Below are 22,990 nucleotides of genomic sequence, written 5' to 3' on the forward strand. Positions count from 1 at the left end.
TCCGACAAGATTGCGTGGACACGACGTCCAGTTCGGCCGAAGCATTACAGATTCAGTGCTACGCGAGGATGACAGAAGCATGTCACCAATGTGTCAATTCAAGTGGATGGACCGTATCCTCTTCAAAAATCTTATAATTTCACGAGATTAAATTATGCGAAAGGCTGAAACCGATCAAGCTGCCTTGTCAGCGGGCGGCCCGCTCGCGACGCCAGCCGAGAAATTCTTCCAGAATAATGAGCCCAGCGCCGATGGTTATGAACGTGTCGGCGAGATTGAACACGGCGAATGACCATGTCGGCAGGTGGAACAGAATATAGTCCACGACATAGCCATGCATCACCCGGTCGATAAGATTGCCGATGGCCCCGCCGACGACAAGCGCAAAACCGTAACGCGCGAAAATGCGGTCCGGAGCGTTGGTCCACCACAGATAAAGCACGAACAGGATAACTGCGGCCGTGATCACGACCAGTCCCCAGTCGTGCAGCCAGGCCAGCATGGAAAAGGCGATGCCTTCATTGTGCGTGCGGAACAATGCGAGGAACGGCAGGAGATCGATCTGCTGCCCGTAGCCCATCCGTGTTTCCACCAGATGCTTGACGCCCTGATCGATCAGTATCGTGAGAATGACGACAAAAAGTGAGGACCAGACAGCGTGCCGCTTCATCCGGAAGCCCTTTCATCAAGCGTGAGCGCGTCGCGACGGATTTCGTAGAGCATCACGCCGGTGGCAATGGCAAGATTGAGAGAATCAGCACGTCCCGCCTGCGGGATGCGGGCAAGCTTGTCGCAGGCACCGGCAAGGCTTTCCGGCAGGCCCTGCTGCTCATTGCCCATCATCAGCACGACCGGCTTGTTGGCATAGGGAATGGTGCGATAGTCGACCGCGCCTTTCAGATGCGTGCCGACGACGAGACCGGACACGCCTTTGCGCCAGTTGAGGAAATCGGCTTCGCTCACCTTATAGAGCGGCATGGAAAAGACCGAGCCCATGGTGGCGCGCACGGTTTCCAGCGAATAGGGATCGGTCGTGTCGCCGATCAGAATAACGCCCTTGGCGCCGACCGCATCCGCGGTGCGGATGACAGTACCAAGATTGCCCGGGTCACGCACGCGGTCGAGCGCGATATAGACGTCGTTGCCCTTCGGCTTGAGGCTTGCAAGCGGGCGGTACTGCTGCTCGAAGACGCCGACCACCATCTGCGGATTATCGCGGCGGGTAATGGCGGCCATGATCTTTTCGGTCACTTCCAGCACCAGTCCGCCCTTGGCGAAGGTGCGGGCGGCAACCTGCTCAACCATTTTGTTGCCCTTGCCGGATTTCGCAAAGACAAGCGTCTTGATGCGCCAGTCCTGTTCCAGCGCGTCGATGACAAGCTTCAGTCCTTCGGCCAGAAACACGCCCTGCTGGTCACGGAATTTTTTCAGCGCCAGCGAGCGCAGGTCCTTCACAATGGGATTGGTAAGGCTGGTGACTTCCTTGACCTGTCCGACTTTCGAATATTCGGCGCGTTGGCCTTTTGAGAAATCGTCGTCACGGCTCATTTTGCTACCCAGCGGCTGAACATGGATGTGGAAAGCGCGCGCCCTTTCGACTGGTCGGCGGAACGTTCACGCAGAATAAGTTCGCCCGATTCGACCGTGCCGCCAAGACCGGTGAAACGGTCGCGCATCAGCTCATGAATGGCGAAGAAAGAAGCCCGGATCGAATAGGCGGTCAGGATGACTGCAAGCGGCTTCGGCGTCAGGATGGACCGGCATGTATCGACCATTGCGGGCAGATGCTCGAACAATTGCCAGACCTCGCCGCTCGGTCCGCGCCCATAGGCAGGCGGATCAAGCAGGATGATGTCGTAGAAGCTGCCGCGCCGTTCCTCGCGAGCCACGAATTTCATCGCGTCTTCGCAGATCCAGCGGATTGGTTTATCGGAAAGCCCGGCCATTTCCTGGTTTTCACGCGCCCACAGGATCGCTTTCTTGGATGCGTCCACATGGGTCACTTCCGCACCGGCCCGTGCCGCCACCAGCGAGGCGACGCCCGTATAGCCAAAAAGATTGAGCACTTTCACGCTGCGCCCGGATTTTACGCCGTCCCGGATACGCCCATCCATATATGACCAGTGCGCGGCCTGTTCGGGGAACACGCCGACATGGCGGAATGAGGTGAAACGGCCATGAAAGGAAATGCCGTCGTGCTGCATCGGCCATGTTTCACCGAGCGGCAGTTTCGGAAATGCCCAGCGCCCCATGCCTTCCTCATCGGTATTGCCGGTGAAGACGGCATCCGCCTGATCCCACTCTTTCTGAGGCAGGTTCGGCAGCCAGATAGCCTGACCTTCCGGGCGGACAATCCGATAGGGGCCGTATTGCTCGAGCTTCAACCCATTGCCGCTGTCGAGAAGCGCATAATCGGGTGACGGTTCCGTTTCGAGGATGAGCGGGAGCTTTTCAGCCGGGCGGGCGCCGGCATAGGGCTTGATTTCGCGAAGCGGCGCGGCGGGTTTGTCGTCCGCAGGTCGGGGTGCAGCCTTGGCGAACTGGGGACGAGGCTTTTTGAAGGACGAGCCCTTATCGGACTTGCCTTCAAACCTGCTCTCAAGCTTGTTTTCCGGACGTGGCGCATCGTGTCTTGTGCGCTCGAAACCACGCTCCTGCTTGCCGCCCGACGGCTTTTTGCCTTTTCCCTTTGGCGCTTTCACCCGAAACTCCAATCATCATGATTGGGGTCTAGGTAGGATAAACAGGGCCGGTGTGGAAGGGGAAAACGACGTTCAACCGCGCACAAAGGATATTTCAGCAGTCGAAAACCCGGAAGTTTGCTTCCGGGTTCGAGAATAAAGGCCGTTTCAGGAATTCGCGACCGATATATTGCGCTTTTCGGCGGCTGTGCTGCGTTCAAGCAGGCGGGCCGCCTCCTGCTTGTACATCCGTTCCTTGCGCCGATGCTTGCCCTGCGTGAACCAGGTCACCAGGGAGCCGATGACGACACCGAGGAGAAGTGCTCCGAACAGCAACAGGAACAGCGGTGCTTGATAGGAGAGGGCCGGATTGCCCGGATTGAACGGATCGATCGTGAATTGCACCGACGCGCGATTGGCAACCGACAACGCAATCAGAACCACGGCGAGCGGTACAAGAACGATGATGGCGATGATGCGTTTTGCCGCCATAGCGTCTATCAGACTGCGCCGTTCAGACGGTCGCGCAGTTCCTTGCCGGTCTTGAAGAACGGAACCCACTTTTCTTCCACGTCCACCGTTTCGCCGGTACGCGGATTGCGCCCGCTGCGGGCAGGGCGGTTTTTCACGGAAAATGCGCCAAAGCCACGCAACTCCACGCGATTGCCTTCAGCAAGCGCGTTTGTGATCTCGTCGAATACCGCGCCGACGATGTTTTCGACATCGCGCTGGAAGAGATGCGGATTGCGGCTGGCGATAATCTGAACGAGTTCCGATTTGATCACGGCTTTAAACCCCTGTTCTTCTGTTTGTTTCGTCCGGTATCTGCCGGATATTGTGTGCGTTTGCCCGGACGGCGTCAATTCGCTTCAGGCGTACCGTCAACGTGCCAAACCGAAAGAAGTCCGTCAAGAAAGATGCGTTCCTTGGCAATCTGCTTCAACATGCCATCGGCTTCCTGCGGCACACCGATGAGGCGCGCACCGGCATGAATGATGAGGTCGCGCAGCGAAAATCCGGTATCGTCGTTGACCGGCTTCCATTCCAGACGAGGCAAATCCTTCGAGAGCCCCTTGCCTGCAAGCCAGGCAACGGCTTCCTCTTCACCGCCCAGCCCGTCGATCAGCTTCTTGTCCAGCGCCTGCCGTCCGGTGAAAACGGCGCCATTGGCGAGCGCCAGCGCCTGTTCATGCGTAAATGAACGGCGTTTTTCGACAATATCCACGAACCAGGCGTAGGAATCCATGATCATATTGCTGATCATTCCCTTGGCTTCGTCGCTGGCCGGGCTGAAATAGTTGGGTTCGGCCTTGAGCGGCGACGACTTGATGGTTTCGACTTTCACGCCGATCGTATCGAGAAGCTTCGAAAGGTCGGGATATTGAAACAGGACCCCGATGGAGCCGACGATGGATGTCTGCCGCGCGATGATATGATCGGATGCGCTGGCAATCATGTAGCCCGCGGACGCGGCGAGCGTGCCCACCTGGGTCACGACCGGCTTCTTCTCGGCAATCTTGCGCACGGCTTCAAAAATGGCTTCCCCGCCAACCGTCGTTCCGCCCGGCGAATCGAGGACCAGAATCACACCCTTGACGGCATCGTCACTGGCTATCTTGTCGAGGCGCTTCAGCAATTCCTCATTCTCGAAGATGGTGCCTTCGATGCGAACCTTGGCGATGTGCGGCTGGCTGAAATTGGTGCCGCGCATGGACCACGAAGCGAAACCGGCGATCAGGGCTGCGATCAGAAGCAGGAACGCTCCGCGCCAGACTGTCAGCTTTCTGCGCAATTTCCGGCGTTCGATGATTGCTTCGGCGTCTTGAGCCATTCCCGTCCATCCGTTCGTTCAAATAGCGTGGTTCGCGCTTGCAGTTCACCTTTTGCCTTGAATGAAGGCATGCGGCAAGTCTCTTCGAAAAATAGGACTGGCCGGAAATCGTCTGTTTCGCGAAATGCTTTCCTACCGGGATATATATATTGTCAGGGCGATGCCCGCGATTCCCGGTTTGTTGCCGGTTCAGCTTTCATGATGACGCCACACCCGGCTGTAGTTTGGCCCGGATTTGTGATATCAAAGAGTTGATTAGCATTCTATCAATCTCGGTAGAGTGCAAAATGGGATGAATTATCAAGCACATAAACCGTTCCTGCTGCCCTGTTGGGAGGCGGGTGCGGTGTTTTGTGCGGTATGAAGCTATTGAGCGACCGTCTATTTCACCCCAAATAAACCTTATTGAAATGAAAAAGCGCGACATAGGCGCGCCGATTATTGAATTCCAGGAAAGCATTGAGGAACTGAACGCAACATGACCGCCGACACGACACCCAGCCATGCGCCGCAGAACGTGACCTCCCAGGGTCGCGGCAAGGGCGGCATGCGCTTTGGGGCGTCGGAGAAGGCAGAGGCGCTCTTCCACGCGGCACAGCGCCATTCTGTCCGTGTTCGTGTCTTGAAGACCGCGCTGCCGGTGGCCGCTGTTATCGTGGCGGCCGTGTTCTCATGGTACACGTTTCTTGCGACGCCGAACACACCCATAAAGGTGGAAGTGAATAATGGCGGCGAAAGCGGTAAGCTTGTCATGACGAGCCCGCATCTCAATGGATACACCAAGGACAACCGCCCTTATTCGATGACCGCTGCCAAGGCGACGCAGGATGCGAAGAACAGCGGCGCGATTTCACTGGAAGGCATTTCCGCCGAATTGCCGGTTGGTGAAAAGGGCACGGCCAAGGTCGAGGCGACGTCGGGTGTTTACGACAATGCCAATGGGCGTTTGCAACTTGATAAGGACTTTACTGTTACCACGGATGATGGTTTGCGTGCGGTGATGCATTCTGCGGACGTAAATCTCAAGAGCGGGCAGATCACGACCGACAAGCCCGTCGACATCCGCAGCGGCAGCACGCATATTCTGGCGGACAGCATGCAGGTCAAGGACAACGGCAAGGTTCTGATTTTTGAGAACAAGGTTCGAATGACCGTTGACGGCAGCGTTGTTTCGCCCAACAAGGCTCCCTGAAAAGGAAGCCTGATTTGAGGACAGGCGAAGCGTTCGAACCGATTCATATCTGTGCGGGCGCTTGAGTACGTTGCGAAGCCGGTTTTCGGATTGAAATGTGCTCGAAAACAAATTGTTAGAGCGTGATTCTGATGCAATCGGAATACCACAGGCTCTAAACCGCTTTTTTGATCGCATTTTGCGATGCCGAATGTTCCCATTTGGACGCAAAGTGCTTAATGTTGCGTCTGACCGCATGTCGGCCCAGGAATGGTCGAATGCTTCGGGGAGCTGGTGATATATGGAACGCGAGACGGGCAAGATGAACAAGGGTACGATGGCCCGCACTTTGCGGATGGGATTTGCAGTTCTGGCGCTCGGCATGGTCGCGGCTCCGACAGCCTCTCTGGCGCAGGAAGGCGCGGCTGTGAACGGCCTGAAGCTTTCCAACAGCAAGGCTCCCGTAAAGATCGACGCCGACAAGCTTGAAATGCGCGACAAGGAAGGCGTTGCGGTCTTCACCGGCAATGTTGCCGTTTCGCAGGGCGATGCGCTGCTCAAGGCCGGCCAGATGACGGTCTATTACAACAAGGCCAAGAAGGACGGTGACGCTCAGGCGCCGGAACCGGCAAGTGCCGGCGTGGGTGGCCTCGATTCATCGAGCATCGATCACATCGACATTTCTGGAAAAGTCTATCTCAAGTCTGGCACCCAGGTCGCAACCGGCGATACGGGCCGCTATGATGCCAAAAACCAGGTGATGGTTCTCCAGGGCCAGAAGGTGGTGCTGACCGATGGCGACAATGTCGTGACCGGCTGCAAGCTGACCGCGCATCTCGATACGGGACGCGCCAATGTCGAAAGCTGCAAGGGGCAGTCCAAGGGTCGCGTATCGATCATCATGGCTCCGAAAGATCAACAGCAGGGCGGTGCTGCGCCCAAGCAGAACTGACCGGAGCAGGCGTGGGATTGTTCTGGAACAAGAAGGCCGACGGGTCGCAAGACGCATCGCAAAATGTGAACGCACCATCCGATGTTGCCGGAGCCATGCCCGGCCAGCCGGGTAAGTCGGCGCGTCTCAAGGGTACGCTGGTGGCACGCGGTCTCTGCAAGAGCTATCGCGGCCGTCAGGTCGTCAACGGCGTGTCGTTCGGCGTGCGGGCGGGTGAAGCCGTCGGTATTCTGGGGCCGAACGGTGCCGGCAAGACTACCTGTTTCTACATGGTGACCGGCCTTGTTCCGGCTGATGCGGGCTCCATCGAGATCGACGGTTTTGATGTCACATCGATGCCGATGTATCGCCGTTCGCGTCTTGGCATTGGCTATCTGCCGCAGGAAGCGTCCATTTTCCGGGGGCTTTCGGTGGAAAATAACATCAAGGCCGTGCTTGAAGTGGTGGAGAAGGATCGCTCCAAGCGCACATCCGAACTGGATGCGCTCCTGGAAGAATTTCACATCGCGCATTTGCGCAAGGCACCCGCCATTTCGCTTTCCGGCGGTGAACGCCGCCGTCTCGAAATTGCGCGTGCGCTTGCCTCGCGCCCGAATTTCATGCTGCTGGACGAGCCTTTTGCGGGTGTCGATCCGATTGCCGTTTCGGATATTCAGCAGCTTGTCCGCCATTTGACCAGCCGCGGCATCGGCGTCCTGATCACCGATCATAATGTGCGCGAAACGCTCGGCCTTATCGATCGCGCTTACATTATTCACGCCGGTCAGGTGCTGACGCATGGACGCCCTGCGGAAATCGTTGCCAACCCGGACGTGCGCAGGCTTTATCTCGGCGACCAGTTCACTCTCTAGAGCGCCCATCGGTCTGAACGAATTCAGGTCGGCGCTCCAAATTCCCATGTTGACGCATCATGATCTGGGAGCGCGCGAAACAGCGCGCCTCCACATTTGCCCATGCCTTCCGCGACTAATTTCCCCTTTTGCTTGAAAAACGCGCATTCTGAATTGACAAGCAAGGTTCATACCAGTTTTCATTCCGTTCGGCCTGAACATGCGGTCCGTGGAGGTCGGCAGGGGTAAACCGGGGAGAATAACGCGTCGCATGGCATTGTCGCCCAAGCTCGATTTCCGTCAGTCGCAATCGCTGGTAATGACTCCCCAGTTGATGCAGTCGATAAGACTGCTGCAAATGACGCATGTGGAACTGGAGCAGTTTCTCGACGCCGAAATCGAAAAAAATCCGCTTCTGGACCGAATCGAGGCAGCAAATGATGATTTTGCAGGCTCGGACTCCGTCCGCGACGATGGAGAGGCCGGTGAGGGAGAGATAGAGTCCCAAGCGTCGGAGGACGACTGGTTCAAGACGGAAGTCTCCGGCGATGCGGAGAGCCTTTCTTCCACCTTCGACAGTTCGCTTGAGAACATCTTTCCCGACGATCCGGGGCGCTCCGATGAGATCGGGCCTGACCTTGCCGCGCAATGGAAATCCGCCGGCGGCGACGGATATGTTTCAGCCAGCGCTTATGACATCGACCAGATCACGGCGAGCCGGGTTTCGCTGGGCGAGCATGTGGCGGAACAGATCGCGCTGACTTTTTCCGCAACGATGGACCGGTTCATCGCAACCGCGCTTGCCGACGCACTGGACGAGAGCGGCTATCTGCGTGTCGATATTGTGGGGCTCGCCCAGAACCTGGGGGTGGAAACGGTCGAAATCGAGCGGGTGCTCGGTGTAATGCAAACCTTTGATCCCCATGGCCTTTTCGCTCGTGACCTGCGCGAGTGCCTGGCGATACAGTTGCGCCTCAAGGATCGGTTCGATCCGGCGATGGAAGCTTTGATCGACAATCTCGATCTTCTGGCGCGGCGCGACTTCGCTACCCTCAAGAAAATCTGCGGCGTCGATCAGGCCGACATTATCGATATGCTGACCGAAATCCGCATGCTCGATCCAAAACCGGGCGCATTGTTCGAGATTTCGGTCGCCGATGCCATCGTGCCGGACGTGCTGGTGACGCCGTCGCGCGATGACGGCTGGGCTATCGAGTTGAATGCCGCAGCCATGCCGCGCCTCATCGTCAACAATGAATATTATGCCGAGGTGAACGCCTCGGTGAAAGCCGAGGAAAAGGCGTTTCTCTCGGACTGCATGCAGACTGCGAACTGGCTTGTGCGCAGCCTTGACCAGCGCGCCCGCACTATCCTGAAGGTCACGCAGGAAATCGTGCGGCAGCAGGACGGTTTTCTGCGTCACGGAGTGACCCATTTGAAGCCGCTCAACCTCCGTATTGTCGCGGATGCGGTCGGCATGCATGAATCCACCATCAGTCGGGTGACCGCGAACAAGTTCATGGCGTCGCCACGCGGCGTGTTTGAATTGCGCTATTTCTTCAATGCTTCCATCGCCTCCTCCGAGGGGGGCGACGCGCATTCATCCGAGAGTGTGCGTCATCGCATCCGCCAGATGATTGACGCCGAAAAGCCTGACGACGTGCTTTCCGATGACGCCATCGTGGATGCCCTCAAGAAGGACGGTGTGGATATAGCGCGAAGAACGGTCGCAAAATACCGGGAATCGATGAATATTGCCTCATCGGTACAACGTAGGCGGGAAAAGAAGGCGAGATTGTCGGCTTCCTGATCGTCCGCCAAGGCGGCCCCGAAATGTATTTCAAGCTTCGTTCTCCTGTGAAAACAGGGGAGGAACGCTCTAAAATTTTTGACTTGTCGCGCTGTTCATTCAGAAAAATTCGATCTCGATTTGTGAAAAGATCGATATTGCAGGGCGATCGACTGGCAAGAGGGCCAATTGACAAGCGCCATTTCAACCAATAGAAGCCCGGCTCGCGCTGCGGCCCGTAATTAAAGCCTCGGTTTTCCGGCTTTCACGACAGGCGGTCAGCGTGAACTGAGGCGCTGGTCCCTAATACGGCTTGTTACACGGAAGCCGCGTCAAAGCAGAATTGAAGCATATCTCCCGGATTGGCCGGTTTTCGGGAGAAAGCATGAGATTGACGTTTCCAGCATATGTTTCTGCGGGAAATGTCCGGGAATGCGTAATTTCTGGAAGAAATTGCGATTGTGCATATGTTTGAAGGAAGGACAATGCGGCGTTCCAAGGCATGTCACCCGAACGGGTGACGCTAACCGGGCGTTACGTAAGAGAAATGTGTGGCAACCACCCCCTCAAGGGCTTTTCCGGGAGCAGCCAGGACTTCGAAGGCTTTTCGGAAGGTGTTTCAACACCTCTGCGGAGAGTGCGCCTGAGAAGCTCGTCGGCATCATGGATCTGGTTGGAAAACGCACTGGATGAAAAGCATCTTTGATGCTGGTTCGCTTTGCGCTTCGCTCGCCTTGTGATTAGACTGGGTTCTGTGGTGTAACGCAAATGAGGTGTGCCAAATGACTCTGCGTGTATCTGGAAAGCATATGGACGTCGGTGAAGCTTTCACGACCCGGATCATTGATCGGGTTAACGAAGCGGTCGGCAAATATTTCGATCATGGCTTTTCCGGACAGGTTACGGTCACCAAGTCCGGTTCGCGTTTCAGTGCCGATTGCACCCTGCACCTCGATAGCGGTGCGACTCTGCAAAGCACTGGCGAGGCACAGGATCCGCAACTGGCTTTCGAAGCGGCTGCGGACAAGATCGAAACCCGCCTTCGCCGCTACAAGCGCCGTCTGAAATCGCGTCCTGCCACGCAGCCGGATGCGATCTATGATGACGTTGCATATCGTGTTATGGCACCCCTGCCGGAGGAAGAGGAGGATCTTCCGGCGGATTACGCGCCGACAATTGTTGCGGAATCGTCCGTCGCCCTGCGCACCATGTCGGTGGCGTCGGCGGTCGTGGAACTGGATCTGATCGAGAATCCGGTTCTGGTATTCCGCAATGCCGGCAATGATGAAGTTAATATCGTCTACCGTCGGGCGGACGGCAATATCGGCTGGGTCGATCCATCGATGGTCACCCGCCAGGCCGCGCCCCGCGCCTGACGGCAAACCTGAAGCGCACGCAGCGGACCGCGATCGGCGGCCGCGTGCGCTTCCCAAAACCGGGCTGAAAAGGCCTGATTGAAGAAGGAACGGAGAGAATGGATCTTAGTGATCTGATTCAGCCAGGGGCGATTATCCCTGCGCTGAAAGCCAGCTCCAAAAAGCAGCTTTTGCAGATTCTGTCTGAGAAGGCTGCGGAACTGACCGGTCTCCCTGAGCGCGAAGTTTTCGAAACAATTCTCCAGCGTGAACGCCTCGGTTCCACCGGGGTGGGCAATGGCGTTGCCATTCCGCACGGCAAGCTGGCGAACATCAACAAAATAGCCGGAATCTTCGCTCGTCTGGAAACCCCGGTCGATTTCGAGGCGCTGGACGATCAGCCTGTCGATCTTGTTTTTCTGCTTCTCGCGCCGGAAAATGCCGGCGCGGATCATCTGAAGGCTCTCTCGCGCATCGCCCGTATGCTGCGCGACGCCGATACTGTTGCGAAGTTGCGCGGCACGCATGACGCGCAGGCGCTTTATTCATTCCTGACCGCTCAGCCAGCGTCCAACGCGGCCTGAGTTCAAATAGTTTCTCGTAAACAAAACCGCCGTTCAGCTTGAACGGCGGTTTTGTTTGTCCGCTCGCAGAAACGATGTGCGGGAAGGCAGATGCCGCCAGCGACGCGATACCGGCGACGGCCGTTATCGCACCAAAGATCAGTGCAGCATCACGGTGCGCAGTTCGTGCTCCTGTGCGCCCTGCAGCGCGGTGGCGCGAACATCGGAAAGCACGATTGGCTCACCGCTGGCGCCAAAGAGCGCCCAGAGTTCCAGGCCCGGCTCGATCGGTGGGAGGGCAGGGAAGCTGCGGGCAAGGTCATCAGAACGGATCTTGCGCACATAGGCAACTTCACCTTCGCCGAGATGGGCGAATTCGTTTTCGGTGAATATCTGTCTGTTCATGGTCGTAGCCTCCATTTCGTCGGCATGTCATTTGCGACCATGCCGCTTCAGAGCTTCACATTTTCAATATAGCGGACTTGTGCTGAACAAAAACTGAACAGTTTCAGTCTTTCACCGCTATGTTGATTCGTTTGATCAGCCGCTCCGGTTCCGGGCGGTCGAGATCGATGGCCAAAAGGCCGTTTTTCAGATCGCAACCGAGAACCCGCATGCCGTCTGCCAGAACGAAAACGCGCTGGAACTGCCGGGCAGCGATGCCGCGATGCAGAAATTCCCGTTCGGTATCGTCGGTCTGGCGTCCGCGGATGACGAGCTGATTGTCTTCCGTCATGACTTCGAGGTCGTCGCTGGAAAACCCGGCCACCGCCAGGGTGATGCGCAGACGTTCGGAGCCAGTCTCGCCACGCAGGCGTTCAATATTATAGGGCGGATAACCATCGCCGGATTTAGCGATCCGTTCCAGCGTCTTTTCCATCGTGTCGAATCCGAGCAGCAGAGGGCTCGAAAACGGTGTCATTCTTGTCATTGCATCAGTCCTTGATGAGAAGCGACCGTTATGAAGAGAACCCATACGGCGTACTCTTCGCTAACTGATATGGCTTGTGAAAAGCCTGACTTCAAGGGCCAATCCGGATTCCTTCACTCCATCGTAGGGTGAAGTTCAGGCGCAAGATACCCGGGAACTTTAGGAGCGCTTACCGACGCGCTTCGGCGAGTGCCGCGCCGAAGGCCGTGGCGAAGCTTTCCCGATCATCGGGATTGAGGAACTTGCCGACCGCGACGCTCATTTCGCGGCTCTCGACGCTCATGCCGGTGATGCCAATGTCAGGCTTTCGCGCAACCTTGAACCGTGTCCAGAACGGATTGAAGCGATGCGCGGTCACCTTGCCGGATGCCGCATATTTGCGAATATGCAGGGCGGAACGCGATACGGAGATTTCCTCCCGCGCCCGGGCGGCACGATAATTCCAGCGGAAGGCCAGATAGATGAGCAGGACATCAAGGCCGAAAAACCCGAAGATGGGCCAGGCCCCGATGGACCAGAAAAGAATGCCTACGAACATCCAGCAACCGATCAGGGCTCCCATCAGCACGGCAAAGCCCGTCCGCCCGAGCGAACGATAGGGCGTGAGCAAGGCCTCGAAAATGGGTTTGTCGAACCGGTCGGGTTCCGCGCCGTCTGGGTGGTGCATCGTTTTCAGATCATCTCGCAATGCCGCATCGGGCCTGCGTCAAGCTGCTGATTGTTTTGTCGATAGGGAAACCATTATAGAGGCGGAATGGAAAAGGCCAAAATCAAATCGCCCGTGAACGCATCTCCTGCCCGTTCCCAGCGTCGGGTGCGGGGCACGCTTTATACGGCGGATGAAATTCACGAGATATTCCGCCGTTTCTCCATCCAGAGACCCGAGCCGAAGGGCGAGCTTGAGCATGTGAATGCATTCACGCTTCTTGTCGCCGTCGTTCTTTCGGCGCAGGCCACCGACGCAGGCGTCAACAAGGCGACGCGAGGGCTCTTTGCCGTTGCCGATACGCCGCAGAAAATGCTGGCGCTCGGCGAGGAAAAAGTCGGCGACTATATCCGTACCATCGGTCTTTGGCGCAACAAGGCGAAAAACGTCATCCTCCTGTCCGAAGCCCTGATCCGCGATCATGGCGGCGAGGTTCCCGGCGACCGGGATGAACTGGTGAAATTGCCGGGCGTTGGCCGCAAGACGGCCAATGTGGTGCTGAACATGGCTTTCGGCCAGCCGACCATGGCGGTGGACACGCATATCCTGCGCATCGGCAACCGGATCGGGCTTGCGCCCGGCAAGACGCCGGAGGCCGTGGAAGCCATCCTCGTCCGGGTCATTCCAGCCGAATACATGCTTCACGCGCATCACTGGCTCATCCTGCATGGCCGTTATGTGTGCAAGGCGCGCAAGCCCGAATGCGAGAAATGCGTGATTGCGGATATCTGCAAATATCCGGCGAAAACCTGCGACGTGCCCGCGCCGCTTATCCCCTTGCCGCCGCAGGCGTGAGCTTGCTTTCGCGCTGCGAGATCGCCTTGTGCAGATGGACCATCATCGTTGCCGCGAAAAGCGGGGTGAGAAGGTTGACGATCGGTATCGCCATGAAGCCTGCAATCAGCAGCCCGGCCAGAAAGACCGTCACGCCATAATGTGACCGTAGCGCCTTCGCCTCGGCTTCGGACCGATAGCGCATGGCCGCAAACTCGAAGAATTCCCGCCCGAGCAGATAGGCATTGATGACGAAGAAGGCGATCAGGTTGATGCCGGGTATGAACAGCATCAGCAGGGCGGCGATATTGCCGATGATGACGATGCCGAGAAATTTCAGCGAAACGACGATGGAACGGCCGGTCGGCAACGGCGTGCCGCGAGGATCGTTGGGATAGTCCTCGCGTTCGACTACTTCGGCGACATCATCGAGAAACAGGCCTGCGACGAGCGCTGTAACGGGTGCAATCATCAATGCGAGCACAAGCGCCAGGCCAAGACCTGCAACGATGGCGGCAACGATGCCGAGCCAGCCTGCCCAATCCGGCATGCCGGGCAATATCTGCTCCATCCATGGCCAGGCAAAAGTAAAAAAGATTTGACGGACTGCGGCCCAAAGACCGATTAGCAGCAACAGCGTCAAACCGAGGGTCTTCCAGAAAACTGCGCGCAATTCCGGTGTGGTCAGGCGCTTCAGAGCCTTCAAGGCAGCATCCAGGATCATTTGGGCCCCAATTCCGACTGTGGACAAAGATGGAAATAGGTATGCCTCCATTCCGAAGCAAGCCGCACGATCACGGTAGGGAAGCTTGCAGGGTAGCCAAAGGGATTGCAAACGGCTAAACCGGCACCCACGTGACCGATCTGCTTCTGGCGGACAGGAGACCAATCAAAAGGGGAGCTTCTCGCGCTCATGGCCACATTCGACGTCCTTTGCATCGGCAATGCCATTGTCGACATTATTTCGCGCACTGATGAGTCTTTTCTGGAAACAAACGGTATCGTCAAAGGCGCGATGAACCTGATCGACGCGGATCGTGCCGAATTGCTCTATGGCCGCATTGCAGGCCCGGTGACGGAAATGTCTGGCGGCAGCGCCGGAAATACCGCAGCAGGCGTTGCAAGTCTCGGCGGACGATCGGCCTATTTCGGTAAGGTCGCGACCGATCATCTGGGTCGTGTTTTCGCGCATGACATCCGCGCACAGGGCGTTGCCTTCGATACGCGCCCGTTGGAAAATGGATCGCCGACCGCCCGTTCCATGATTTTCGTGACGCCGGATGGCGAACGCTCGATGAATACCTTTCTCGGTGCCTGTGTGGAACTTGGCCCGGAGGATGTCGAAACCTCCAAGGTGTCCGATGCGAAAGTGACCTATTTCGAAGGCTATCTGTGGGACCCGCCGCGCGCCAAGGAAGCCATCGTCCTTGCATCGAAGATCGCGCATGAGAAAAACCGTCAGATGGCGATGACGCTTTCCGATCCGTTCTGCGTGGACCGGTATCGCGAGGAATTTCTGGAGCTTATGCGCTCGCGCACGGTCGATATCGTCTTCGCCAATGAGGACGAGGCCAAGTCGCTCTATAAGACGAAATCGCTCGAAACGGCGATTGCCTCCATGCGCATGGATTGCGCGCTTTCAATCATCACCCGTTCGGAAAAAGGCGCGGTCGTGGTCACGCCCGACCAGACCCTGACCGTTCCCGCCATTGAAATCGATGCGCTGGTCGATACGACGGGGGCAGGCGATCTTTACGCCGCCGGTTTCCTGTACGGCTATACCAACGACCGTTCGCTTGAAGATTGCGCGCGTCTCGGTTCGCTGGCGGCAGGCCTGATCATCCAGCAGATGGGCCCGCGCCCGCAACTCAGCCTGCAGGCAGCCGCAAGCCAGGCCGGGCTGGTATAAGGCTTATTCCGGCCTGATTATCCGGTCGCGCTGAAGCTCTTCTTCGGTGCGCCCGGGACGGCTTTTATAGACGGGCAATGTCCAGCCGAAATAAAGGGCGCCCCCGCGAATAACGAAGGCGGTCAAAGCCGCCGCCACTGCGCATATGGCTGGTTCGACATGCAGCCAGGCAAGCAGGACATAGAGGCACGCACCGGCAAGCGAAGCCGTGACATAAATCTCGCGGCGCATCAGCACGGAAGGCTCGCCAGCCACCATGTCGCGCAATATGCCGCCAAGTGTGGCCGTGGAAATGCCGGTCACGATGGCGACGGACGGCCCGAAACCGAGCGCCAGCCCCTTGGCGGCACCCAATACCGTATAGGCGGCCATGCCGATGGCATCGAGCCAGAGCAGGACGCGATAGCGCGATTCCACCATGTGCGCGGTGAAATAGACGACGATCGCCGCCAGCGTGCCGGCCAGCAGATAGGCGGGCTCGACGACCCAGAAAACCGGCGCGCCGAGCACGAGATCGCGAAAGGTCCCGCCGCCAATACCGGTAATATTGGCAAGGAACAGAAAGCCGATAATGTCGAGCTGCCGGCGCGAGGCGGCAAGAGCACCGGTCGCAGCGAAAACGAAAACGCCTGCGAAATTCAAAAACTCAGGAATCGTCACGCTGTTGCTCTCCTCCGCACATGCCGGAGCATATCCCGTTTAAACGAAACGCCGGAATCCCCCGAAACCGGTTCCCACTTTCGGGAAGCATGCTCTGTGACAACTTTTCACCGGTGTGCTCCAATAGCAATATGCATGTTATCGGAAACCAGACCGCAGATATGAAAAGAGCGGCAGACAAAGCCGCCGCTCCAATTCTCGTCGGTTTTTGTTCGGATCAGGAATTGCCTTCGGGAGCGGCAGCGCCATTGTCGGCAGTAGCCTTCGGGCCACCCTTGGAGACGCCGACCATGGCCGGGCGCAGAACGCGGTCGCCAATGGCGTAACCGTCCTGCACGACCTGCACGACGGTGTTGTTCGGCAGATCCGCATTCGGCACTTCGAACATGGCCTGATGAAAATTCGGGTCGAATTTCTGGCCTTCCGGTTCCAGCTTCTTGACGCCGTGGCGTTCCAGAGCGTGAAGCATGGCGCGTTCGGTCATTTCGACGCCATCGGCGAGCGACTTGAGGCTGGCATCGGTTGCCATGGCTTCGGCAGGGATAGCCTCGAGTGCACGGCGCAGATTGTCGGAAACCGACAGCATGTCGCGGGCAAAATTGGTCACCGCATAGGTGCGCGCATCCTGGACGTCACGCTGGGTGCGCTTGCGCAGGTTTTCCATTTCTGCGGCGGCACGCAGCAACTGGTCTTTCAGTTCGCCATTATCTGCTTCCAGCATGGCAATCCGGTTCGCGGTATCGTCCACTTCCGCTTCGGCTTCGTCCTCGGCAGCTTCTGCACGGGCTTCGGCCTTGCGTGCCTTCAGAAATTCGTCGGCAGCACGGTTGAGCGCCTCACGATCCCGGGGATTGTTGATATCGCGCTGCTCAAGATCGGGGTTCTGGGATTTGTTTTTTTCGTCAGCCATGATGCTACTTCCGTCTTGAATAGAGCATTTCCAGCAAAACTGCATGAGCCTTTGCGTCGGATAATGCGAAAAACAAACTATCGTCTGGGGCGGATATCGAGTTTCATGCCAATAAAATCAAGGTCTATTTTCAGTGCCTTGGTTTGCCCCGGCAAGTCTCACAGTTAACGCAGGAGCCGGGACACGATCTGTGCGGTATAGTCCACCATCGGGACGATCCGCGCATAATTGAGCCGTGTCGGCCCGATGACTCCCAGGGCACCAATAACCCTTTGCTCGCTGTCGCGATAGGGGGCCACCACCAGCGATGAGCCGGAAAGGGAGAAAAGCTTGTTCTCCGAACCGATGAAGATGCGGACGCCCGAACCAGCCTCGGCAAGATCGAGCAGCTGGACCATGCCATCCTTCGTTTCAAGGTCATCGAAGAGATGGCGCAGCCGCTCGATATCTTCCTGTGCATGGATGTTTTCCAGAAGATTGGCGCGCCCGCGCACAATCAGCCGCGCCGGCTGATCCGTTCCGGCTCCGCTCCAGACTGCCAGTCCCTGGGCAACCAGTTCCTGCGACAGCTGGTCGAGTTCCTGCCGCGTTTCTTCCGTCAGCTTTTTCAGCTCCGCCTTGGCTTCGGAAAGCGTGTGGCCATGAATATGCGCGTTGAGAAAATTCGATGCCTCGACCAGTTGCGAATTGCTGATGCCGACGGGGAGGTTGACGACGCGGTTTTCGACGTCGCCATTCTGCATGACCAGAACTGCAAGCGCCCGGGTCGGCTCCAGACGAACGAATTCGATATGTTTGAGCGCGCCTTCCGCCTTGGTGGCCAGCACGAGGCCCGCACCGCGCGACAGGCCGGAAAGAACCTGACTTGCTTCTGTCAGGACGCTTTCGACCGAATTGTTTATGCCGGCGGAACGAACCTGCGCTTCAATGGAGGAGCGTTCCTCCGGCGGCAGGTCGCCCACTTCCAGAAATGCGTCGACAAAGAAGCGCAGTCCGATCTGCGTAGGCAGGCGTCCGGCCGAGACATGCGGCGCATAGATCAGGCCCAGATGCTCCAGGTCGCTCATGACATTGCGGATGGTCGCAGGAGAAAGCGTGTGCGGCAGCAATCGCGACAGGTTGCGTGAACCAAGCGGATCGCCATCGTTCAGATAGGTTTCCACAATCAGCCTGAAAATATCGCGCGAACGCTGGTCGAGCGAACTCAGAAGCTGGTGTTCCGGCGTTTTCATCATATTATGGTCGCGAAGTTTACGAATGACATAGGCCAAATATAAGGGCACAAGCCAAAGCGTCAAAGGCTTTAGGCTATAGTGACAGGGCTCTCAACATCTCTGTCGGTTTTTCGGGCAGAGCGCCTTTCTATTTGTGTGTGGGAAGCCTAAAAAGCCGCACAGGTAAATGAATCGAGGAATTCTCAATGCGTCCATCCAAGCGTGCGGCTGACGAAATGCGCGCCGTCTCTTTCGAACGCGGCATCTCCAAACATGCCGAGGGCTCCTGCCTCGTCAAGTTTGGCGATACGCATGTCCTGTGCACCGCAAGCCTTGAGGAAAAGGTGCCGGGCTGGATGCGTAACACGGGCAAGGGCTGGGTCACGGCGGAATACGGCATGCTGCCGCGCTCTACCGGCGACCGCATGCGCCGCGAAGCCGCCGCTGGAAAGCAGGGTGGCCGCACGCAGGAAATCCAGCGCCTGATCGGACGAAGCCTCCGCGCCGTTGTCGACATGCAGGCGCTCGGCGAAGTGCAGATCACCGTGGACTGCGACGTCATTCAGGCCGATGGCGGCACCCGCACGGCGGCTATCACCGGCGGCTGGGTGGCGCTTCATGAATGCCTGCGCTGGATGGAAGCACGCCAGATGGTGCGCGTCGAGAAGGTTCTGAAAGACCATATCGCCGCGATTTCCTGCGGCATCTATGAAGGCGAGCCGGTGCTCGATCTGGACTATGCGGAAGATTCTGTCGCCGAAACCGACAGCAATTTCGTGATGACCGGCAAGGGCGGGATCGTTGAAATTCAGGGAACGGCGGAAGGTGCGCCTTTCTCGGAAGAAGAATTCGCCAGCCTGATGAAGCTTGCTCGCGGCGGCATTGATCGTCTTGTGTCCTTGCAGAAAATGGCTGTCGCCTGATAGGAACGAGGTCTGCTCCATATATCGAGGAGACCTCATCCATGCGCGCAGCACGCATTCTTGAAACCGCTCTCTATGTCCGCGATGTCGCCGAGGCGATAGAGTTCTATCAGGGAACGATGGGACTGGAGCCGGTTGGCAAAGTCAGCGAGCGCAATGCATTTTTCCGCTGCGGAGAGGGCATATTACTTCTCTTCAAGGCGGAAGAAACGTTGAAGCCGCCGCCCGCCGGACATTTGCCCGTACCGGCCCACGGCACCAGCGGGCCCGGTCATGTCTGTTTCGCCGCAAGCCGCGAGGAGATGGAAGGCTGGCGCAGCCATCTGGCAAGACATGGCGTGGCGATAGAGGCCGAGTTCGATTGGCCGAATGGCGCGCATTCAATTTACTTCCGTGATCCGTCCGGCAATTCGCTGGAGATTGCCGAACCCAAACTATGGAACTGAAAATGAGAAAACTGGAACAGGGCAAGCTGATCGTTGCTTCGCACAATGCGGGCAAGCTGAAGGAATTCGACGGCCTGATCGGCCCGTTCGGTTTTGAGGTCAGTTCGGTAGCTGCTCTTGGCCTGCCGGAGCCGGATGAAACCGGTACGACTTTCGAGGAAAACGCCTATATCAAGGCGCTCGCGGCTGCCGAAGCAACGGGACTGCCCGCCCTTTCGGACGATTCCGGCATGATGGTCGATGCGCTTGACGGTGATCCGGGGGTCTACACGGCAAACTGGGCCGAGACGGAGGACGGTACGCGCGATTTCGACATGGCGATGCAGAAGGTGGAGAACCTGCTGCAGGAAAAAGGCGCCCTCGAACCGCAGCAGCGCAAGGCACGGTTTGTGTCGGTCATCTGCCTTGCCTGGCCGGATGGCGAGGCGGAATATTTCCGTGGCGAGGTTGAAGGCACGATTGTCTGGCCGCCGCGGGGCAATACCGGTTTCGGTTTCGACCCGATTTTCCTGCCCGATGGCTATGCAAAGACTTTCGGCGAAATGACCGCCGACGAGAAGCATGGCTGGAAACCGGGCGACGCTTCGGCCTTGTCGCACCGTGCGCGTGCCTTCAAGCTTTTTGCCGAAAAAGCGCTCAATGTGGAAGCGGCGCCTGCGAAATGAACAAGCTGTTTCCCCCTTTGCAGGCAATGGACGCTGCCCGCGCAAATACCGCCGGGGCGATACCGATCGCGCGTGCAAACGGGGAAGATGCGTTCGGCGTATATTTGCACTGGCCGTTCTGCCTGGCCAAATGTCCCTACTGCGACTTCAACAGCCATGTTCGGCACAAGCCGGTCGATCAGGCCCGCTTTTCCGAGGCGTTTCTTCGCGAGATGGAATGCCTGCGCGAACGCACGGGCCCGCGCACGATCACCAGCATATTTCTGGGCGGCGGCACGCCATCGCTGATGCAGCCCGAAACGGTTGGCGCGCTTCTCGATGGTATTGCGTCCCATTGGTCCGTTGCACCGGATATCGAGGTGACGCTGGAGGCCAATCCTACCAGCGTGGAGGCGGATCGCTTTCGCGGCTATCGCGCGGCGGGCGTCAATCGCGTGTCGCTCGGCATTCAGGCGCTCAACGATCCCGATCTGCGCCGTCTTGGGCGCATGCATTCGGTCGAGGAAGCCAAGGCGGCAATCCGGCTGGCGCGTGAGATTTTCCCGCGCCTGTCCTTTGATCTGATCTATGCGCGCCCGAACCAGACCATAGAGGCGTGGCGCGAGGAACTGAAGGAAGCCATCGGCCTTGCTGCCGATCACCTGTCGCTCTATCAGCTGACGATCGAGGAAGGCACGCAGTTCTATAATCTCTGGAAGGCCGGCAAGCTGACGACGCCCGACCCGGATCACGCCGCAGCCCTTTATGAGGAAACGCAAAGGGTGACGGCTGAGCACGGACTGCCAGCCTATGAAATTTCCAACCACGCTGTGCCCGGGCGCGAGTCGCAGCACAATCTCGTCTATTGGCGTTACGGGCAATATGTCGGCATCGGTCCCGGCGCCCATGGGCGTTTCGTGGAAAACGATGTGCGTACCGTCACCATGACCGAAAAACACCCGGAAACCTGGCTGGACAAGGTCGAGCGCAACGGCCACGGCATTATCGAGGAAGAATATCTCGATGGCGAGCAGGAAGGCGACGAGTTCCTGATGATGGGCCTGCGCTTGCGTGAAGGCATCGACCTTGCCCGTTACGAGCGGCTTTCGGGCCATGCCGTGGACGAAAAGCGATTGGCGAAACTGATCGCGGAAGGCATGATCGAACCGATGGATGGCAGCTTCATCCGCGCGACGCCGGATGGTGCGCTGGTGCTGGATGCGTTAGTCGCCGATCTGGCCGCTTGATTCAGACACTGAAGGACGCATGATGACGGATGAACCAGGCGGTGAGCGGCGGGAATATGTGGTAGGCGGCACGGTGATGCGTGCCCGACCGTTGGAGCCTGCGCTTTATATCGTCTCGACCCCTATCGGCAATCTCGGCGATATGACGCTGCGCGGCATCGAAACGCTGGCTTCCGTCGATATTCTGGCTTGCGAGGATACCCGTGTCACCCGCGTCCTGCTCGACCGCTATGGCATAGCGCGCCGTCCAATCAGCTATCACGAGCACAATGCCGCCGAGGCCGGTGAAAAGCTGATTGCTGCGCTGACGGCGGGCAAAAGTGTCGCGCTGGTTTCCGACGCCGGTACACCCCTTGTTTCCGATCCCGGTTTCCGGCTGGTGGGCGAGGCGCGCGAGGCGGGCATCCGTGTCGTGCCTGTTCCGGGTGCTTCCGCCGTGCTGGCCGCACTTGCCGCTTCCGGCCTGCCGACCGATGCCTTCATGTTCTGCGGCTTCCTGCCGTCCAAGCATGGACAGCGATTGTCGAAGCTTGAGAGCCTCAAAAATATCGATGCAACGCTGGTGTTCTACGAGTCGCCCAACCGCACGGCCGCGACACTGGCCGACATGGCTGCCGCTTTCGGAGCGGAACGCGCGGGCGCGCTTTGCCGCGAATTGACCAAGGCCTATGAAACCGTTGTCACGGCATCGCTGGGTGAACTTGCGGAAAAGTTCGATGGCGAGGATCGTATTCGCGGCGAGGTCGTGCTGCTGGTTGGCCCGCCAGTCGGCGATGCTGTTGCGCAAAGCGAAGAAGATATCGACAGGCTGCTTCTGTCGCTTGCCGCCGAACTGCCGCCGTCCAAGGCCGCAGGCGAGGCGGCGCGTATGACCGGCGGCCAGAAATCGGTGCTCTATCAGCGCCTCATGCAACTGAAATCGGATCAGCGATGACGGACCTCCGCGAGAAAAAGCGAACTGCTTTCTTTCGCGGACACAGCGCCGAGCGCTTTGCTTCGGTGGTGCTTCTCCTCAAAGGTTTTCGGGTCGTCGCGCGGCGTTATCGCACAAGGCTTGGCGAGATCGACCTGATCGCCCGGCGCGGCGATCTGGTGCTCATCGTCGAGGTCAAGGCGCGGAACAGCCTCGAAGCGGCGCAACTGGCCGTCACGCCGCAGGCCATGCACCGTATCGAAGCCGCAGCCGATCTCTGGTTGCAATGCCAGCCCGATCATGCCCGACTGTCGCTGCGTTTCGACCTGATCGCCGTGCTGCCGAGGCGGTGGCCGAAGCATGTGCCAGCATTCTTCACCAGCGGCAATTACTTATAAGCCTATGTAAATCCTATAAAAATTGTAGAGTATATTTGCCCCGCTTCCGGGAATGAAAATCCTGCAATCGCCTGATTTGAGAAAAAGTGATGCGCGGCGAGATTTTCGCGCGCAAGGGCGTTTCTTATAAAGCAAGGCCCTTC

General features: G+C 58.0%; 27 protein-coding genes. 14 read left to right on the forward strand and 13 right to left on the reverse strand.

What is annotated here, in order from left to right:
- Positions 1-187 precede the first annotated feature (187 nt).
- The 6 genes from lspA to sppA all read right to left on the reverse strand — a co-directional run bounded on the left by lspA (position 188) and on the right by sppA (position 4,512).
- Positions 188-670, reverse strand: a complete 483-nt coding sequence (gene lspA / locus ACOWVS_RS06140; protein ID WP_021586385.1) for a signal peptidase II — start codon at positions 668-670, stop codon at positions 188-190.
- Positions 667-1,548: a TrmH family RNA methyltransferase gene (locus ACOWVS_RS06145; RefSeq protein WP_021586384.1), complete on the reverse strand. Its 882-nt coding sequence runs from the start codon at positions 1,546-1,548 to the stop codon at positions 667-669. The genes lspA and ACOWVS_RS06145 overlap by 4 nt, the downstream gene beginning before the upstream one ends.
- On the reverse strand, positions 1,545-2,702 hold the full coding sequence (locus tag ACOWVS_RS06150; RefSeq protein WP_021586383.1) for a class I SAM-dependent rRNA methyltransferase: 1,158 nt from the start codon (positions 2,700-2,702) through the stop codon (positions 1,545-1,547). Before ACOWVS_RS06150 ends, ACOWVS_RS06145 begins: the two co-directional genes overlap by 4 nt.
- Before the next feature lie 147 nt (positions 2,703-2,849).
- A complete protein-coding gene (locus ACOWVS_RS06155; RefSeq protein ID WP_021586382.1) occupies positions 2,850-3,173 on the reverse strand; it encodes a lipopolysaccharide assembly protein LapA domain-containing protein in 324 nt (107 codons plus the stop codon).
- Positions 3,174-3,181: 8 nt separating this feature from the next.
- On the reverse strand, positions 3,182-3,466 hold the full coding sequence (locus tag ACOWVS_RS06160; protein WP_004687882.1) for an integration host factor subunit beta: 285 nt from the start codon (positions 3,464-3,466) through the stop codon (positions 3,182-3,184).
- Positions 3,467-3,540: 74 nt separating this feature from the next.
- Positions 3,541-4,512, reverse strand: a complete 972-nt coding sequence (gene sppA / locus ACOWVS_RS06165) for a signal peptide peptidase SppA (protein WP_021586381.1) — start codon at positions 4,510-4,512, stop codon at positions 3,541-3,543.
- Between the two features lie 478 nt (positions 4,513-4,990).
- On the opposite strand from sppA, the gene lptC reads away from it, so the two are divergent.
- The 6 genes from lptC (at position 4,991) to ptsN (ending at position 11,193) form a co-directional block, all read left to right on the forward strand.
- Complete coding sequence (gene lptC / locus ACOWVS_RS06170; protein ID WP_021586380.1) at positions 4,991-5,704, forward strand: LPS export ABC transporter periplasmic protein LptC; 714 nt, start codon at positions 4,991-4,993, stop codon at positions 5,702-5,704.
- Positions 5,705-5,984: 280 nt separating this feature from the next.
- Positions 5,985-6,635 carry an LptA/OstA family protein gene (locus ACOWVS_RS06175; RefSeq protein ID WP_006465884.1) on the forward strand — a complete coding sequence of 217 codons (651 nt, stop codon included), beginning with the start codon at positions 5,985-5,987 and terminating at the stop codon, positions 6,633-6,635.
- Positions 6,636-6,646: 11 nt separating this feature from the next.
- Positions 6,647-7,486 (forward strand): LPS export ABC transporter ATP-binding protein, encoded by an 840-nt coding sequence (gene lptB / locus ACOWVS_RS06180; RefSeq protein WP_025089796.1) that lies wholly within the window; start codon positions 6,647-6,649, stop codon positions 7,484-7,486.
- A gap of 250 nt (positions 7,487-7,736) precedes the next feature.
- A complete protein-coding gene (gene rpoN, locus ACOWVS_RS06185) occupies positions 7,737-9,275 on the forward strand; it encodes an RNA polymerase factor sigma-54 (protein ID WP_021586378.1) in 1,539 nt (512 codons plus the stop codon).
- 761 nt (positions 9,276-10,036) lie between these two features.
- Complete coding sequence (hpf, locus tag ACOWVS_RS06190) at positions 10,037-10,630, forward strand: ribosome hibernation-promoting factor, HPF/YfiA family (protein WP_006470905.1); 594 nt, start codon at positions 10,037-10,039, stop codon at positions 10,628-10,630.
- Positions 10,631-10,728: 98 nt separating this feature from the next.
- Positions 10,729-11,193, forward strand: coding sequence for a PTS IIA-like nitrogen regulatory protein PtsN (gene ptsN, locus ACOWVS_RS06195; protein ID WP_006465889.1), 465 nt, complete (start codon positions 10,729-10,731; stop codon positions 11,191-11,193).
- A gap of 138 nt (positions 11,194-11,331) precedes the next feature.
- On the opposite strand, the gene ACOWVS_RS06200 is transcribed toward ptsN, so the two are convergent.
- The 3 genes from ACOWVS_RS06200 to ACOWVS_RS06210 all read right to left on the reverse strand — a co-directional run bounded on the left by ACOWVS_RS06200 (position 11,332) and on the right by ACOWVS_RS06210 (position 12,770).
- Positions 11,332-11,577 (reverse strand): DUF1150 family protein, encoded by a 246-nt coding sequence (locus ACOWVS_RS06200; protein ID WP_006470904.1) that lies wholly within the window; start codon positions 11,575-11,577, stop codon positions 11,332-11,334.
- Positions 11,578-11,680: 103 nt separating this feature from the next.
- On the reverse strand, positions 11,681-12,103 hold the full coding sequence (locus ACOWVS_RS06205; RefSeq protein ID WP_006470903.1) for an Hsp20 family protein: 423 nt from the start codon (positions 12,101-12,103) through the stop codon (positions 11,681-11,683).
- A 169-nt stretch (positions 12,104-12,272) separates the two neighbouring features.
- The gene (locus ACOWVS_RS06210; RefSeq protein ID WP_021586375.1) at positions 12,273-12,770 is read right to left on the reverse strand and encodes a DUF2244 domain-containing protein; all 498 of its coding nucleotides are present in this window, start codon (positions 12,768-12,770) and stop codon (positions 12,273-12,275) included.
- A gap of 87 nt (positions 12,771-12,857) precedes the next feature.
- Between ACOWVS_RS06210 and nth the strand changes: the two genes are divergently transcribed.
- Positions 12,858-13,604 (forward strand): endonuclease III, encoded by a 747-nt coding sequence (gene nth, locus ACOWVS_RS06215; RefSeq protein ID WP_021586374.1) that lies wholly within the window; start codon positions 12,858-12,860, stop codon positions 13,602-13,604.
- On the opposite strand, the gene ACOWVS_RS06220 is transcribed toward nth, so the two are convergent.
- Positions 13,579-14,307 carry a sulfate transporter family protein gene (locus ACOWVS_RS06220; RefSeq protein WP_006470901.1) on the reverse strand — a complete coding sequence of 243 codons (729 nt, stop codon included), beginning with the start codon at positions 14,305-14,307 and terminating at the stop codon, positions 13,579-13,581. The genes nth and ACOWVS_RS06220 overlap by 26 nt on opposite strands.
- A 189-nt stretch (positions 14,308-14,496) precedes the next feature.
- On the opposite strand from ACOWVS_RS06220, the gene ACOWVS_RS06225 reads away from it, so the two are divergent.
- Complete coding sequence (locus ACOWVS_RS06225) at positions 14,497-15,492, forward strand: adenosine kinase (RefSeq protein ID WP_021586373.1); 996 nt, start codon at positions 14,497-14,499, stop codon at positions 15,490-15,492.
- Between the two features lie 3 nt (positions 15,493-15,495).
- Here ACOWVS_RS06225 and ACOWVS_RS06230 read toward each other — a convergent pair whose 3' ends face one another.
- The 3 genes from ACOWVS_RS06230 to hrcA all read right to left on the reverse strand — a co-directional run bounded on the left by ACOWVS_RS06230 (position 15,496) and on the right by hrcA (position 18,297).
- Positions 15,496-16,152, reverse strand: coding sequence for a trimeric intracellular cation channel family protein (locus tag ACOWVS_RS06230; RefSeq protein WP_006470899.1), 657 nt, complete (start codon positions 16,150-16,152; stop codon positions 15,496-15,498).
- 217 nt (positions 16,153-16,369) lie between these two features.
- Positions 16,370-17,062: a nucleotide exchange factor GrpE gene (gene grpE, locus ACOWVS_RS06235; protein WP_006470898.1), complete on the reverse strand. Its 693-nt coding sequence runs from the start codon at positions 17,060-17,062 to the stop codon at positions 16,370-16,372.
- 164 nt (positions 17,063-17,226) lie between these two features.
- Entirely contained in the window at positions 17,227-18,297 is a 1,071-nt protein-coding gene (gene hrcA / locus ACOWVS_RS06240; RefSeq protein ID WP_025089795.1) for a heat-inducible transcriptional repressor HrcA, read from the reverse strand.
- 185 nt (positions 18,298-18,482) lie between these two features.
- Between hrcA and rph the strand changes: the two genes are divergently transcribed.
- From rph to ACOWVS_RS06270, 6 genes are read left to right on the forward strand one after another with little or no spacing between them, the layout of a single operon-like run.
- Positions 18,483-19,199: a ribonuclease PH gene (gene rph / locus ACOWVS_RS06245; protein ID WP_006465898.1), complete on the forward strand. Its 717-nt coding sequence runs from the start codon at positions 18,483-18,485 to the stop codon at positions 19,197-19,199.
- Positions 19,200-19,240: 41 nt separating this feature from the next.
- Positions 19,241-19,645, forward strand: a complete 405-nt coding sequence (locus ACOWVS_RS06250; RefSeq protein WP_006465899.1) for a VOC family protein — start codon at positions 19,241-19,243, stop codon at positions 19,643-19,645.
- Positions 19,646-19,647: 2 nt separating this feature from the next.
- Positions 19,648-20,310, forward strand: coding sequence for an RdgB/HAM1 family non-canonical purine NTP pyrophosphatase (gene rdgB / locus ACOWVS_RS06255; protein ID WP_025089794.1), 663 nt, complete (start codon positions 19,648-19,650; stop codon positions 20,308-20,310).
- On the forward strand, positions 20,307-21,536 hold the full coding sequence (hemW, locus tag ACOWVS_RS06260; RefSeq protein ID WP_006465901.1) for a radical SAM family heme chaperone HemW: 1,230 nt from the start codon (positions 20,307-20,309) through the stop codon (positions 21,534-21,536). The genes rdgB and hemW overlap by 4 nt, the downstream gene beginning before the upstream one ends.
- 22 nt (positions 21,537-21,558) lie before the next feature.
- Positions 21,559-22,470, forward strand: coding sequence for a 16S rRNA (cytidine(1402)-2'-O)-methyltransferase (gene rsmI / locus ACOWVS_RS06265; RefSeq protein WP_025089793.1), 912 nt, complete (start codon positions 21,559-21,561; stop codon positions 22,468-22,470).
- The gene (locus tag ACOWVS_RS06270; protein WP_021586369.1) at positions 22,467-22,847 is read left to right on the forward strand and encodes a YraN family protein; all 381 of its coding nucleotides are present in this window, start codon (positions 22,467-22,469) and stop codon (positions 22,845-22,847) included. Before rsmI ends, ACOWVS_RS06270 begins: the two co-directional genes overlap by 4 nt.
- Positions 22,848-22,990: the final 143 nt, after the last annotated feature.

Origin of the sequence: Brucella sp. IR068 (assembly GCF_049065885.1) — a bacterium.
GTDB lineage: Bacteria > Pseudomonadota > Alphaproteobacteria > Rhizobiales > Rhizobiaceae > Brucella > Brucella intermedia.

Excerpts from the sequence above, each read along its gene's own strand:
- lspA (WP_021586385.1), bottom strand. The coding sequence starts at position 670 with ATGAAGCGGCACGCTGTCTGGTCCTCACTTTTTGTCGTCATTCTCACG.
- ACOWVS_RS06145 (WP_021586384.1), bottom strand. The coding sequence starts at position 1,548 with ATGAGCCGTGACGACGATTTCTCAAAAGGCCAACGCGCCGAATATTCG.
- ACOWVS_RS06155 (WP_021586382.1), bottom strand. The coding sequence starts at position 3,173 with ATGGCGGCAAAACGCATCATCGCCATCATCGTTCTTGTACCGCTCGCC.
- sppA (WP_021586381.1), bottom strand. The coding sequence starts at position 4,512 with ATGGCTCAAGACGCCGAAGCAATCATCGAACGCCGGAAATTGCGCAGA.
- lptC (WP_021586380.1), top strand. The coding sequence starts at position 4,991 with ATGACCGCCGACACGACACCCAGCCATGCGCCGCAGAACGTGACCTCC.
- ACOWVS_RS06175 (WP_006465884.1), top strand. The coding sequence starts at position 5,985 with ATGGAACGCGAGACGGGCAAGATGAACAAGGGTACGATGGCCCGCACT.
- rpoN (WP_021586378.1), top strand. The coding sequence starts at position 7,737 with ATGGCATTGTCGCCCAAGCTCGATTTCCGTCAGTCGCAATCGCTGGTA.
- hpf (WP_006470905.1), top strand. The coding sequence starts at position 10,037 with ATGACTCTGCGTGTATCTGGAAAGCATATGGACGTCGGTGAAGCTTTC.
- ptsN (WP_006465889.1), top strand. The coding sequence starts at position 10,729 with ATGGATCTTAGTGATCTGATTCAGCCAGGGGCGATTATCCCTGCGCTG.
- ACOWVS_RS06200 (WP_006470904.1), bottom strand. The coding sequence starts at position 11,577 with ATGAACAGACAGATATTCACCGAAAACGAATTCGCCCATCTCGGCGAA.
- ACOWVS_RS06205 (WP_006470903.1), bottom strand. The coding sequence starts at position 12,103 with ATGACAAGAATGACACCGTTTTCGAGCCCTCTGCTGCTCGGATTCGAC.
- ACOWVS_RS06210 (WP_021586375.1), bottom strand. The coding sequence starts at position 12,770 with ATGCACCACCCAGACGGCGCGGAACCCGACCGGTTCGACAAACCCATT.
- nth (WP_021586374.1), top strand. The coding sequence starts at position 12,858 with ATGGAAAAGGCCAAAATCAAATCGCCCGTGAACGCATCTCCTGCCCGT.
- ACOWVS_RS06220 (WP_006470901.1), bottom strand. The coding sequence starts at position 14,307 with ATGATCCTGGATGCTGCCTTGAAGGCTCTGAAGCGCCTGACCACACCG.
- ACOWVS_RS06225 (WP_021586373.1), top strand. The coding sequence starts at position 14,497 with ATGGCCACATTCGACGTCCTTTGCATCGGCAATGCCATTGTCGACATT.
- grpE (WP_006470898.1), bottom strand. The coding sequence starts at position 17,062 with ATGGCTGACGAAAAAAACAAATCCCAGAACCCCGATCTTGAGCAGCGC.
- hrcA (WP_025089795.1), bottom strand. The coding sequence starts at position 18,297 with ATGATGAAAACGCCGGAACACCAGCTTCTGAGTTCGCTCGACCAGCGT.
- rph (WP_006465898.1), top strand. The coding sequence starts at position 18,483 with ATGCGTCCATCCAAGCGTGCGGCTGACGAAATGCGCGCCGTCTCTTTC.
- ACOWVS_RS06250 (WP_006465899.1), top strand. The coding sequence starts at position 19,241 with ATGCGCGCAGCACGCATTCTTGAAACCGCTCTCTATGTCCGCGATGTC.
- rdgB (WP_025089794.1), top strand. The coding sequence starts at position 19,648 with ATGAGAAAACTGGAACAGGGCAAGCTGATCGTTGCTTCGCACAATGCG.
- hemW (WP_006465901.1), top strand. The coding sequence starts at position 20,307 with ATGAACAAGCTGTTTCCCCCTTTGCAGGCAATGGACGCTGCCCGCGCA.
- rsmI (WP_025089793.1), top strand. The coding sequence starts at position 21,559 with ATGACGGATGAACCAGGCGGTGAGCGGCGGGAATATGTGGTAGGCGGC.
- ACOWVS_RS06270 (WP_021586369.1), top strand. The coding sequence starts at position 22,467 with ATGACGGACCTCCGCGAGAAAAAGCGAACTGCTTTCTTTCGCGGACAC.